The sequence below is a fragment of the Streptomyces sp. A3M-1-3 genome (assembly GCF_024213665.1).
Classification (GTDB): domain Bacteria; phylum Actinomycetota; class Actinomycetes; order Streptomycetales; family Streptomycetaceae; genus Streptomyces.
Map to the genome: position 1 here is coordinate 85,462 of NZ_JANAVP010000016.1, position 13,004 is coordinate 98,465.

Here is a 13,004-nt window from a genome sequence, read left to right on the forward strand (position 1 = left end):
GCTGGCCCCGGCACGGCGATCTGCGTGCTCCGGGCCGTCGAGCGGATCGACACCTGTGGCGGCCTTCGAACACCGGGCTGGGCTTTCGCCGCACGCCTGCCGGTACCAAGCGCGTCAGCCGAGGTCCGAGAGGAGCGCGGTCAGCAGGCGTTCCTCCATGACGGCCCGGCCCGATGCCCGCAGGGCGGAAGCGAGGTCGGGGTCCCAGGGGGTGGGCGCGGGCGGTCCGGTCAGCGGAGTCGACTCGCCTCCCGCAAGGGCGCTGCGGTAGTCGGCGGTGCTCATGCGCCAGGGCCGGGCACCGTGGCGCGCCACCGCGGCGGCGGTGATGCGCAGGCCGGTCCAGTCGAAGTCGGCGCGCCAGTGCAGGCGGGCGCCGGACCGGACGGCGGCAGCGAGCAGCTTGTGGCAGGCGGCCGACGGGATGCCTTCGGTGCAGACCAGGGCGGCGGCGCGGTCTTCGAGTTCGGCGGCGGCCGCGCGCAGCACGGCCGGGTTCTCGCAGACGTGGATCTCGCGGGCGGCGGGGACGACGGCAGCAGTCGTCAGCTGGTGGAGGGTGAGGCGGAAGGGGATGCCGAAGCCTGCGGCGTCACGCAACCAGTCGCACACCACGTCGTCGCCGCGGGCACCGATGTTGAGGACGAGAACCTGGCTGGCGAGGTCGTCGGCGACGGCTCCGGCGCTCTCCCACAAGGCGCGGCGCCCGGCCCGGTCGCGGGGGACCGCCCCGACCGGCTGCCCGTCGCCCGCGGCGGTGCGCTGGGCGAGAGCGCGCAGGACGAGCTGTTCGAGCGGGCCGCCCGGCAGCAGCGCTTTGGTGTCGCCGGTGGCCCACTCGGCGAGGACCGGCAGGGGCAGGGGGCTTCGGCCCGCGTCGCCCCGTATTCCGGGGAGTTTCTCCAGGACCCGGACGGCGCGAAGCTGTGCCGCGTCGCCTCGCCGCAGGAGGCGGGTGAGGGTGCCGTCGGCGGCGATCCGCTCCAGCCAGGCCGGGTACCACCCCTGGTCCGCGAGAGGTGAGGCCTGGGCGGCCGCGAGGGCCCGGGCACCGGCGGCCGCCTCGTCGGCGCGCTCGGCGGGGCGGTCGCGCAGCGGGCCGTGCAGGCGGCCCAGGGTCTGGAGCAGGCCGGTTCCGTAGCGCGTGTGCAGGTAGGCGTCGAGGTCGGCCAGGGGGATGGTGAGGCGTCTGGCGGTCTCGGGGCGGTACCGGCCGGTGACCCCGATGACGATGCGGCGTTCAGCCTCGGTGGGGGAAGTGAGGCCGATGTCGCCGTGGAGGGTGCCGCCGGTGCGCTCCAGACGGCGGCGGGCGGCGGCGAGCAGGCGCCGCCAGCCTTCCTCGCGGAGCTCGGTGTACGACGGCGGGGTCGGCCGGCTGTCAGTCGACAAGCTGGGCCTCCTGGACCTTCCGTTCCTGCCGGCCTACGGAGCGGGTACCTGGTGAGCCGAGCATGCTGCTCAGGGTGCCGCTGTCGTCGGCGTGCAGGCGTTCGCCGTCCCACAGGAGCAGGAGCGCGGAGACGGTGTGGTCGACGGCGGAGTGCGCGAGGTCGTAGTGGGCGGCGGCACGCACCGCGCTGTGCACGGCCCACAGGTCGTACCCGGTCATGAACAGGTCGAGGTCGAACTGGGCGGCCAGTGACATGAGCTCGCCGCGACCGGTGTCGTCGACGCCGGCGAACGCCTCGTCGAGGGCGAGCAGACGCGGGGCGTCGGGGTGCGCGGAGTTGAGCATGGCGTGGGCGGCGGCGAACAACGGCAGGTGCAGGGAGACGGACTGCTCGCCGCCGGAGAGGCGGCTGTGCCGGGCGCGGGTGAGGCGTTCCTCGGCGCCGCCGGGGCGTACCAGCTGGAAGGCGAACTGGCGCCAGCTCCGGTAGTCCAGGACCTCGGCGAGCAGCTGCCGGTAGGGGGCCTCGCGCTGCCGGGCTCGGGCGTTCTTGATCTGCGCGGCGAAGTGGGTGCGCATGCGGGCCAGCTTTTCGGGCCCGAGGCGTGCGGCGTCGGCGTCCAGGAGGGCACAGACGGCACGCTGTTCGTCGTCGAGGCCGTCTGCTAGCAACCAGCTGACGCCGACCGTGGTGCCCGAGGACATGCGGCGCTCGCGCATGTCGGTGTTCATGCGGCGAATCAGGTCACGGGCGTCGACGGTGCGGTCGTGGATCTGCTGGGCAAGGCGGGTGAGCAGGGCGTCCTCGAGGATGCGCTGCTCGGAGTCGGAGAGGAGTTCGGCCTGGTCGCGGCGGTGGGAGGCGATCTTCTCGGCGAAGGAGGCGATGGGCAGCGGGCCCTGTTCGTCAGCGACGGTGACGGTGATGACGCCGCTGGAGCTGTCCCAGGCGGGCTGGTAGTCCTGTCCGGCGGCGGCGAGACGGGCGTGCAGATCCTCCAGAGCCGTGGTGAGGCGGGTGACGGACTGCTTGACGCTGGACTCGGTGGGCGCGAGTTCACGCGTGGCGGTCAGGATCGCCTCGTGGACGGTGACGGCGGCGGGCGGCAGACTCTCGCCCGTCCAGTCGGCCTCCTGCGCGGGCCAGGCCAGGCCGGACGGGCAGCGCAGGATGTCGAGGAGTTCGCGGGACGCGTACGGGGCCAGGCCGCGGGCGGTGTCCTTCTCCTCGGTGACGGCGACCCGCAGCGCTTCGGCGGCGGCGGTGCGCCGAGCCTCGGCGGCGGCCAGGCGGCCGATCGCCTCGTCCTTGACACCGCGGGCGGCGTCCGTCTCCCGCGCGGCGGCCTCCAGGCTGCTCTCGGTCTCCTCGACGCGTGCCATGACCTGCCGCGCCTCGGCGCCGACAGCCTCGCGCAGCGCCTGGAGTCCGGCGGCCTCCTCGGCGTGGCGGCGGCGGGCGGCACGTTCGGCCTCGGCGGCGGCCTCCTCGTCCTCGGCGGCGGCCGTGAGCCGGTCGGCGGCGGCCGTGGCGGTCTCGGTCTGCCGGAGGTGCTCTCGACGCCGGGTGGCCAGTTCGCCGGCCTCCCGTTCGAAGGCGCGCGTGGCGGACTCGGTGTCGTCGGCGTCCTGGGCGGTGACTCCATGCTCGGACTCGGCGCGGTGCAGGGCGCGTACGGCGACCGCGCAGGCGGCCTGCATCTCGTCGTAGACGGACTGGGCGGCATCGGCGGCTGCCCGGGTGGCGCGCAGGGCTGCGACGGCGCGGTCCAGTGCGCGCAGGTACGGCGCGAGGGCGGCAGTACGGGGCAGGGCGGCGCGAGCGGTGTCGTACTCCTGAAGGCTCTGCTCGCAGCCAGCCGCGGCCTGCGCCAACTCCTGCAACTGGATGTCCAGTTCGGAAAGGATGGTGTCGCAGGCGGCGATGCGTGCGGCGCGGCGGCGCGTCCGGGCGGTGGCGCCGACGTACTCGGCGTGCGGCTTGCTGTGGGAGCCGACGAGGATTCCGGCGGCGTAGCGGCCGTCCGGGCAGACGGCGGTGGCCGCGCCCGCCGTGTCGGCGACGGCGACCGACCTGAGTACGGCGGTGATCCGGGCGGCCGGGATGGGCGTACCGGTCTCGGGGCGCAGCAGGCCGGCGAGGCTGGGACCGTCGACGGGGGCGGTGGCACGCAGGTATCCGTCGCCGCCACCGGTGGGGGGCTCGTCGGAGGTGACGAGCGCGTCGAGCAGGCCGGAGGCCTCCAGGGCCGCCTCCACTCCCGCGCGTTCCATATCGTCGAGGCCGTCCGCGAAGTCGACCAGCCGCCACAACGGGAGAGCGCCTTCCAGGCTGTCACGGTCGGCGGTGCGGCCGCGGGCGGCAGGCGGTGCGTCGTCGTGTTCGGCGGCGATCCGGGTCCGCTCGGCCTCGGTCTCGGCCCGGCGGGCCTCCAGCGCGCCCCGCTCGCCACGCAGCGCGGCGAGCCGGTCACGCAGGCCCTGGACGGCGGCGGCGGTGGCCTCGGTGAACAGGTCGGTGAGTACGGGGGTACCGGCTTCCTGGCCGTCCGGTTCGGCGGCGGCATCGAGTGCCTGCGCGAGCAGCTCGGCGGCGCCTTCGGGCAGCAGCTGACCGTACTGGTCCTGCCACCGCCGAAGTTCCTCCCGGGCCCGCGTGTGGACGGCGCCGAGCGCGTCCTGGGCCGCTCGCTCCTCCGTCTCGACGGCCCGGGCCGCCTCCTGGGCGCGCTCCTGTCCGGCGCGGGCCGCGTCCCGGCCGCGCTCGGTGTCCCGCAGGTGTGCCGCGGCGGCCCGTACCGCCCGTACGCCTTCGTGGCGGGCGGCAGCGCGGGCCGAGGCGCGTTCGGCAAGAGCCATGGGGACAGCGTCGGCAGGGGTCCAGGGGATGCCGGCGCCGTGCGCGTGGTCGGCGAGGGCGGCGGCCGAGGCGCTGACGGCGGTGGCGAGTTCAGCGGCCAGTTGCCCGGCGCGTTCGGCCTCGGCGCGGGCCCGGCCGGTGGCGGCGCTGCGGCGTTCACGCTCGGCGGCGGCCTGCCGGGCGGTCTGTTCGCAGGTGCGCACCAGGCGTTCCAGGTCGGCGAGTTGCTCGACGGCCTGGTAGGCGGCCGAGGAGCGCAGCTGCTCCAGGCGGGCGCGCAGCGCGGCGAGCGCGGCATCGGCCTCGTCGGCCCGTTCTCCGGCCGCCTCGCGCTGCTCCCGGGCCTGGTCGAGATCCGCTTCCGACGCGGCGTGGGCGCGTTCACGCTCGCCGCTCTCGGCCCGCCGCGCGCTGAGCCTGTCGGCGGCGACGCGGGCGTTGACCCGCAGGTACGTCGAGTACGCCGCGAGGAAGGACCTGGTGGCCTCGTCGGCGGCGACCAGGCCCTCCAGGGTGCGCTGCACGGACTCCATGTCGTCGAAGGAGCGGGCGGCCTCACCGATCAGGTCCTCGTCCAGCGGGCGCAAGCCCTCGGTGAGCGTGTCGGAGAGCTTGGCCGGGTCGAGGTTCTTGGCGAGCTGGGGGCGGCGCAGCGTGAGGATGAGGGTGAGCAGCTGTTCGTAGCGCTCCCGGCCGAGGCCGAACAGGCGCTGGTCGACGGCGGTGCGGTAGTCCGCGGCCGAGACGATCACCTCGGCGCTCAGCGGGGCGAGTTCGGCTGCCAGCTGCTTCTTCGTCAACGGCCGGTCGTCGTCGGTGAGCAGGGAGAAGTCCTCGCCGACGCGGCCGTCGGCGACGAAGTGCCAGCGGGCGGGGATGTCCCTGTGTTTCTGGGCATGCAGGCCGATGCCGCAGGTGACGGCCTGCCCCGTGGTGCGGTGGGTGAACTCGATCCATACGTAGCCGAGCGCGCCCTCCTGCCCGCGAAAGAGCAGGTTGGACTTCATGGTGCGGTCCTCGGCGGCGAACGGGTTGAGCCGCTTGGGGTCGATCCGCCCGTCAAGGACGAACGGGAAGAGCACTTCGAGGGCCTTGGTCTTGCCGGATCCATTGGGGCCGCGCAGCACCAGCCAGCCGCCGGCGAAGGAGAACTCCTCGTCGCGGTAGTCCCACAGGTTGACGATCCCGGCGCGGGTGGGCACAAACCGGGGCTGGAGGTCGGTGGGAGGGGTGCTCACTGGGCGGGGTCCTTCACGTCGTCTGCGGGGAAAAGGGCGTCAGGGGCCGCTGCTCCGGGGCTTTCGGCGCTCCCGGGGCTCGGGGTGGTACGAAGGCGGGCGCGCCACTTCACCTCAGCCGTCACCCCGCGATAGCGGGCCAGCAGCGGCAGTGCGAGAACCCCGCCCGCCACCCGCACGACGAGCGACATGGCGGCCAGCAGGTCCAATGCCTGGTCGAGGAGCCGGTCGGGGTCGCCGCGCAGGTCGGCGGCGAACCCGGCACCGTACTGCTCGGTGATCTCCTTTGTCCGGGCGCGCAACCAGGATGTGGTGACGAAGGGATAGCGGACCTCCGGGGCGGTCGACGCCTCGCTCTCCCCCTCCGCTTCCTCCGCCGCATCCTCCCGGTCGGCCGTGGCCTGTTCGAACACACCCTGCGCCGGGAGAGCGAGGTCGATCCGGCCGGCCCGGTCCGCGAGGCGCTCGGCAGCACTCGGCACGGGCAGCAGTTGGGGCGCGTGCCGCCCGGTGCGCGCCGCGGCCTCGCTGATCCGCGCGCCGAGCAGCAGGGCGGCCTGCGCGACGGTGCCGCCTCCGGGGAACCGCGTATCGGAAAGGCGTCCCGAGGTGTCCACCAGGGCGACACCCTCCGCACGCCGCTCGACGGTGAGGCCGGTGAGGCGGGTGAGGTCCTCGGCGAGCGCGGGGGCACGCAGCTGGCCGGTCAACTCGGGGTCGGCGTCGGCGTAGTAGGCGACCGGGTGCTCCAGGACCAGGCGCCTCGCCCGCCGGAACGCGGAGAGCCGCTGGGCCCGGCGCCCCTCGGACAGGCTCCGCGCACCCGCCGAGTCCAGCAAGGCGGTCACCGACGTGACGTGCTGGAGGACGCGGGTGGGCTGGTGGACGGCGGTGAGCACCTCCCGGTCGATGTCGTACAGCGCCTCGGCCCGCTCCGGATCAGCGGCCCAGGAGGCGGCCGAGCCGTCGGCCAGGCGCAGCGCGCCACGTTCGGTGAGCCAGCTGACGGCGTCGACGAAGGCGTCCCGGTCGTGCTTGCGGCCGGTGTCCAGGCCGAGCCCGTCGATGCGGGCGGCGTCGGCGGCGACGGCGTCGGCGAGTTCGCCGAGCGCGACCTGCGCGCCGTGCCGGCCCAGCACGGCCAGGGTGAGGGCGAGGTAGGCGTAGCGGCGCCGGTCGAAGGGGCGACCGGACCGGCTGAGCGCGGGCCGGGTGGGGTCCAGTTGGTCCTGCGCACGCTGGAGGCGGGCGGTGTCGGCGGTGGTGATCAGCCGGTAGCCGAGCACCTCCATCAGATCGGTACGCAACTGCTCGGCCCAGCGCCGCACTGTCGCCAGCGCGCCGCCATCCGGGTACACCGGCGTGATCAGTGGATGCCGCAGCACGAGACGTACGGCCTTCTGGTAATCGGCCAGTTCCAGGGCCGATACGTTCTCGGCGACGCGGGTGCTCATCCGGTGACCTCCAGGCGCAGTCCGTCCAGGTGCAGGTCGCCACGCACGGTGCGCACCGTGGTGAACGCCTCGCCGGGCCCCGTCGGGACGAGGGTGAGCCGCACTCCGTGCGCCGAGCCTGAGGCCGTCGGCCCCGCGACACCCCGGGTGACCGGCACCCGTGCGGCCAGCGCCACGTCCATGAGGGAGAGCAGCGCGCGGGTCTCGGCCTCGTCCAGGACCCTGCCGTACGCGCCGTCGCGGGCCAGCGCGACAGCCGCCCCCCGGCGCTCGGTCTGCTCCTTGATCTGCGCGGCCCGCAGCCGGGCCCGCTCGGCGTCGTTACGTTCGATCCGTCCCGGCCCCTTGAGGGCAGGAGTGCGGCCGGACTGCACCAGCGTGCGGGCCAGCTCCACCGGCTCGGCCTCCCACCACGAGGTACGCCCGGAAATCAGCTCGGGGTCCGGATAGGGGACGGCGATGTGACGGGGCGCACCGAGCCCGAACACCGCCTGGAACAGGGCGTGCGCGTCGTCGTCGCTGACACATGAGGTGAACCACTGGGCCAGGTGGCGCAGCTGGCTCTCCCGGCTGACTCCGCCGCGCCGTGCTTCGGTGACCCGCCGCAGCAGCGCGAGGACCGAGCGGATCGCGGTGACCGTGGCGTCCTGCAGCCGCTCGGCCTCGCTGTGCTCACGCTCCCCGAACCAGTGCACGATGCCACCCCACCGCTGCCGCCAGTCCTCCAAACGGGCGGCCGGGGTCCGGAAGAGCCGCTCGTCGGCCTCCGCGGCGTACTCGACCATCCGGTCCACGCCGCTGGCCGCGGCCTTCTCCACCGCCTCGGCGAGCAGCGGGGCGTAACGCCCGAGTTCGGCGGTGAACTCCCGCATGTGCGCGAGCAGCGCGTCCTTGTGCGCGAGGAACACCTCGGGCCGGGTGTCGTTGGTCCGCGCCAGGTCGCCGAGCATCAGATAGAAGCGGGCAGCCCGCTGCGCCATCTCGTTCAGCACGGAGTCCAGGCGGCCCAGCTTCCGGTAGACCTCCTCGGCGTCGCCCGCGGCGTTCGCCTCGGCAAGCGCGGCCAGGTCGGCGAGGATGTCGGGGAAGACGAGCCGGGAGAGCTGCGCGTCCTCCAGGGCGGCGCCGAGCACGTCCTCCACCGCCCGGTAGGCCCGGTATCCGGCCTGGGTGAACTGGTACACGTAGTGCCGGTTGCGGTACTCCGCCAGGTTCGCCGCCCGCGTCCCGTCGTAACTGCGGTCCAGGACCCGCCACTCGGCGAGCGCGTCCAACAGCGGCTGTACGTCGCCCACGGCCGCCCCTGGATGGTCCGCGACAAGCCTGCCCACCAGGGCGGCCGCGTCGGAAGCGTGCAGCAGCACCTGGTAATTGGCCCGGCCCCTCTCGAAGGCACGCAGCAGCCACAGGTACTCGTGACGCTTCTCGGCGGCCGCGAAGTGGAAGAGCCGCAGCCGGTCGTCGAGGGTGAAGGCATCGATCCCGAAAGCATCCTCGCCCCCGTCCTCCGGGGGCGTCGGGCCCGGAGGCGCGGAGCCCAGGGGCACAGAGGCTGCCGGCACAGCCGAGGGCGGGGCCAGGGAATCGTCACTCACGGGTGTCAGCGGCTTCCTCGAACGACGGGACGGAACCGGCGGGACAGGGCCGGACCTGACCCCAGTCTGCCGCCCCGACACCAGGCTGGGAAAACCCGCTCACCGAATCCATCCGCGCAGGTAGACTCCGCGCCCGTCCAGATCCTTCCTTTTGCCGCGGGACACTCCGCAGCCGAGCCCCCACAGAGGGCGACGCGGTCCTCTCCCGTCCCATGCCGCCCGGGCCGACTCCGGGCACCACGCGGGCCCACGACGCTCCCCTCGGACCGCCCAGACCCGTACTGCGCAGATCATCCGATCGTGAATACGGGGCGGCCGGACGGCGTCCTCACAGCGAGGGGCGACTTCGCGGGCCCCGGAAGAATGGGCCATCCCCGACCGGGCGCTGATGCGTCGTCGAGGGTCACGTCGTGCGACACAGTCACCGACAAACGCGACCGGGGAGCCCCCCAGCGATCGGCCTCGTGATCGCGTCGGCCCTCCGGCCCAGGCGGGGAAAACCTCTGACCTACGCATCACGTTACATAGATCAGAATCCGTGTTCACGCCTGGACCAGCCAGCACGAACGCCAAGAAACCCCAGGTCAGACGCCCAACCTGGGGTTTCAACTGAGCCGCCTTCGGGATTCGAACCCGAGACCTACGCATTACGAGTGCGTTGCTCTGGCCAACTGAGCTAAGGCGGCAAGCTGCAGAAATACCTCTCCGCGCACGAAGAGGCTCGCATCAGCAGCGGCGCCAAGTCTACAGGGTTCTTTCGGGTGCCCCGCACCGGTCCCCGATTGCGGGGAACTGGGAAATCCTGGTCATATTGGGCTGGCTCGAGCCTTGACACCCACAGGCCCCGCCGCGGAAAGCCACCGTACGTCCGGTTCCGGACGCTGGGCCATGCTAGTGACCGGTTCGGACGCAAGCGGCTCTTCCTGGCCGGCTTCGTGCTCTTCGGCGTCGCCTCCGTCGTCGCCGCCACCGCCGGCACCTCCTGGCAGCTGATCGCCGGGCGCGTGCTGCTCGGCGTCGGCGGTGCCATTGTCAGGCCGTCGACGCTCTCGCTCATCCGGAACATCTTCACCGACGCCAAGGAACGCGCGCTCGCCATCGACATCTGGGCCGCCGTCGCCGACGCCGGGGCCGCGATCGGGCCGCTCGTCGGCGGTCTGCTGGTCGAGCGGTACCGCTGGTCGGCCGCGTTCTGGGTCAACGTCCCCGTCGTCGTCGTGACCGTGATCGCCGGAATCTGGCTGCTGCCGGAGTTCAAGGACGCAGGCCGCGGCCCGCTGGACTGGCTGGGCGCCCTGCTCTCCGTCGTCGGCATCGTGGCACTGGCCTGGGGCATCAAGCATGTCGCCAAGGGCAGCCTGGCCGCCTCCGACCTGGCCTTCCTCGCCGCCGGCCTGCTGGCGCTCACCCTCGTGCCGCGCGGGTTCAAGGCGACCACCGGGCACTGATCCGCCGACGCCGGAGGATCAGCACTTCGTGCCGTCGGCCGGAGCCTTGCCCTCCAGCAGGTAGCGGTTGATCGCCCTGTCGATGCAGTCGCTGCCGCGGCCGTACGCGGTGTGGCCGTCGCCGTCGTACGTGAGCAGGGCGCCGGAGGAGAGCTGGCCGGCCAGCGCCTCGGCCCACTTGTAGGGGGTGGCCGGATCCCGGGTCGTGCCGACGACCACGATCGGTGCCGCCCCCTTCGCCTCCAGGCGCTGGGGCTTGCCGGTGGCCTTGACCGGCCAGTACGTGCAGTTCAGCGAGGCCCACGCGAGCCCCTTGCCGAAGACCGGGGAGGCCTTCTCGAAGGAGGGCAGGGCCGCCGCGACCGCTTCCGGCCCGGTGAACGCGGGCGGCAGGTCGAGACAGTTCACGGCGGCGTTCGCGTACATCAGGTTCGAGTACGAGCCGTCCTGCTCCCGCTCGTAGTAGCTGTCGGCGAGGGCGAGGAGCCCGGCGCCGTCGCCCGCCATCGCCCGGCTGAGCCCTTCGCGCAGCTGCGGCCAGGCGGATTCGTCGTACATCGCGGCGATCACGCCCGTGGTGGCGAGGGACTCGCCGAGGTCGCGGCTTTCGCCGGTCGGCACCGGGCCGGCGTCGAGCTCCTCGAGGAACGCCTTGAGCTTCTTGCCCGCATCGGCGGTGCCGTCGTCGCCCAGCGGGCAGTCCGGCTGCGCGGCGCAGTCCTTCGCGAAGGAATGGAACGCTGTCTCGAAGCCGGCCGTCTGGTCGCGGTTCAGCTCGATCGCGGGCAGCGCCGGATCCATCGCGCCGTCCAGGACGAGCCGGCCGACGCGGCTGGGGAAGAGTTCCGCGTACGTCGCGCCCAGGAACGTGCCGTACGAGGCGCCGACGTAGGCCAGCTTCTCGTCGCCCAGCACCGCACGCAGTACATCCATGTCCTTGGCCGCATCGACCGTCGACACGTGCTGCAGGATCTCGCCGGACCGCGTCGCGCAGCCATCCGCGAAGCCCTTGAAGGCGGCGACCAGCCGATCGGTCTCTGCCCGGTCGTCCGGAGTCTGGTCGACCTGCGTGTACGCGTCCATCCCCTTGCCGTCCAGGCACTCGACGGGCTCGCTGCGGGCCACCCCACGCGGGTCGATGGCGACCATGTCGTACTGGGCACGGACCGGGGCGGGGTAGCCGATGCCCGCGTACGCCTGGACGTAGCCGATCGCCGAGCCGCCGGGGCCGCCCGGGTTGACCAGCAGCGATCCGAGGCGCTTGCCCGGACCGGTGGCCTTCTTGCGGGCCACGGCGAGATCCACGTCCTCGGCGGCGTCCGGCTTCTCGTAGTCGAGAGGCGCCTTCATCGTGGCGCACTGGAATCCCGGGACACCGCAGTCGCGCCAGCGCAGCTTCTGGTCGTAGTACGGCTTGAGGTTCGCGGGCACGTCCGGCGTTGCCGCGGCACCGGCACCCGGGGCCGACGCGGAGGCCGTCGGGCTCGAACTCCCGGTCGTACAGCCGGAAATGAACAGGCCGGTGGCCGCGAGTACGGTGCCGGTCGTGCGAAGCAGGCGCCTGGTGTCCATCACCGGAGCGTAGCCCCCCGGCGGGTGGACCTGCACCGTTCGCCCCCGTACGTGCTCATACGAGTGATCCGGTCAACCTCTCGTCAACCGCTGGCCGGCCCGCCGGTCAACCCACTGGTCAACCCGGCGGTCAACCCGCCCGGAGGGCCATCGTCATGGCCTCGACAGCGAGCAGCGGAGCGACATTGCGGTCGAGGGCTTCGCGGCAGGCGATCACCGCCTCAATACGGCGCAGGGTGCGCTCGGGCGTCGAACTTTGCGAGATCCGGTTCAGCTCGTCTCCCATCTCGACGTTGGCGATCGCCAGCTGGGAGCCCAGCTGGAGTGCCAGTACGTCCCGGTAGAACCCGGTCAGGTCGATCAGCGCGAGGTCGAGGCTGTCCCGCTGCGTACGCGTCGAACGGCGCTTCTGCTTGTCGGCCAGCTCCTTCATCGCCCCGGCCGTACCGCGCGGCATCCGGCTGCCGGCCCCCGCGCCGAGCGCGGCGCGCAGATCCTCGGTCTCCTTGGCGTCGACTTCCTCCGCGACCTGCTTGGCGTCCTCGGCGGCGGCGTCGATCAGCTCCTGGGCGGCCTTGAGGCAGCCGCCGATGTCGTCGACCCGCAGGGGCAGCCTGAGCACGGCCGCGCGGCGGGCGCGGGCGCGCTCGTCGGTGGCGAGGCGGCGGGCCCGGCCGATATGCCCCTGGGTGGCGCGGGCGGCTGCCTCGGCGACGCCTGGCCCGATCCCGTCCCGCCGGACCAGCACGTCGGCGACGGCCTCGGCGGACGGTGTACGGAGGGTCAGGTGCCGGCAGCGCGAGCGGATCGTCGGCAGCACGTCCTCCAGCGACGGCGCACACAGCAGCCACACGGTGCGGGGGGCGGGCTCCTCGACAGCCTTCAGCAGGACGTTTCCCGCGCCCTCCGTGAGGCGGTCGGCGTCCTCCAGGACGATCACCTGCCAGCGGCCGACGGCCGGTGACAGCTGGGCGCGGCGCACGAGGTCCCGGGTCTCCTTCACGCCGATGGAGAGTTGATCGGTGCGGATGATCTCCACGTCCGCGTGCGTGCCGATGAGGGTGGTGTGGCAGCCGTCGCAGAACCCGCACCCCGGGGCGCCGCCGAGCGCGCGGTCCGGGCTGGTGCACTGGAGCGCCGCCGCGAACGCGCGGGCGGCGGTGGACCGCCCCGAGCCGGGCGGCCCGGTGAACAGCCAGGCGTGCGTCATCTTCGATGCGGCGGAAGGCGGGGTGCCGGTGCCTGTTGCGGTGCCGGTGCCTGTTGCGGTGGCGGTGGCGGTGGCGGTGACCAGAGCGTCCGCATCCCGCGCGGCCGCGGCAAGCTGCGCCTGCACCCGGTCCTGGCCCACCAGGTCGTCCCATACGGCCATACGGATCCCGCCCTCTGCGCGTCGTACCCCTACGGCCCCCATTGTGGTCCACCCCACTGACAACCGGCCCGC

7 protein-coding genes and 1 tRNA gene are annotated in these 13,004 nt (G+C 73.3%); 1 reads left to right on the top strand and 7 read right to left on the bottom strand.

Features of this window, described 5'->3' with window-relative positions; genetic code table 11:
* Positions 1-114: 114 nt before the first annotated feature.
* From NLX86_RS19770 to NLX86_RS19790, 5 genes are all read right to left on the bottom strand, one after another.
* Positions 115-1,392, bottom strand: coding sequence for a TIGR02679 family protein (locus tag NLX86_RS19770; RefSeq protein WP_254373063.1), 1,278 nt, complete (start codon positions 1,390-1,392; stop codon positions 115-117).
* Entirely contained in the window at positions 1,382-5,491 is a 4,110-nt protein-coding gene (locus NLX86_RS19775) for a TIGR02680 family protein (RefSeq protein ID WP_254373064.1), read from the bottom strand. The genes NLX86_RS19770 and NLX86_RS19775 overlap by 11 nt, the downstream gene beginning before the upstream one ends.
* Positions 5,488-6,945 carry a TIGR02678 family protein gene (locus NLX86_RS19780; RefSeq protein WP_254373065.1) on the bottom strand — a complete coding sequence of 486 codons (1,458 nt, stop codon included), beginning with the start codon at positions 6,943-6,945 and terminating at the stop codon, positions 5,488-5,490. Before NLX86_RS19780 ends, NLX86_RS19775 begins: the two co-directional genes overlap by 4 nt.
* Entirely contained in the window at positions 6,942-8,540 is a 1,599-nt protein-coding gene (locus tag NLX86_RS19785) for a TIGR02677 family protein (RefSeq protein WP_254373066.1), read from the bottom strand. Before NLX86_RS19785 ends, NLX86_RS19780 begins: the two co-directional genes overlap by 4 nt.
* Before the next feature lie 612 nt (positions 8,541-9,152).
* Positions 9,153-9,226, bottom strand: a tRNA-Thr gene (locus NLX86_RS19790).
* 75 nt (positions 9,227-9,301) lie between these two features.
* Here NLX86_RS19790 and NLX86_RS19795 point away from each other — a divergent pair.
* Entirely contained in the window at positions 9,302-9,988 is a 687-nt protein-coding gene (locus NLX86_RS19795) for an MFS transporter (protein ID WP_308409613.1), read from the top strand.
* An 18-nt stretch (positions 9,989-10,006) separates the two neighbouring features.
* On the opposite strand, the gene NLX86_RS19800 is transcribed toward NLX86_RS19795, so the two are convergent.
* Together NLX86_RS19800 and NLX86_RS19805 are read right to left on the bottom strand one after the other, a co-directional pair.
* Positions 10,007-11,560 carry an alpha/beta hydrolase gene (locus NLX86_RS19800; protein ID WP_254373068.1) on the bottom strand — a complete coding sequence of 518 codons (1,554 nt, stop codon included), beginning with the start codon at positions 11,558-11,560 and terminating at the stop codon, positions 10,007-10,009.
* 130 nt (positions 11,561-11,690) lie between these two features.
* A complete protein-coding gene (locus NLX86_RS19805) occupies positions 11,691-12,932 on the bottom strand; it encodes a DNA polymerase III subunit delta' (RefSeq protein WP_254373069.1) in 1,242 nt (413 codons plus the stop codon).
* Positions 12,933-13,004: the final 72 nt, after the last annotated feature.

Bases quoted from the DNA above. Each gene is read 5' to 3' on its own strand.
- NLX86_RS19800 (WP_254373068.1), bottom strand. From the start codon at position 11,560: ATGGACACCAGGCGCCTGCTTCGCACGACCGGCACCGTACTCGCGGCC.
- NLX86_RS19780 (WP_254373065.1), bottom strand. From the start codon at position 6,945: ATGAGCACCCGCGTCGCCGAGAACGTATCGGCCCTGGAACTGGCCGAT.
- NLX86_RS19805 (WP_254373069.1), bottom strand. From the start codon at position 12,932: ATGGCCGTATGGGACGACCTGGTGGGCCAGGACCGGGTGCAGGCGCAG.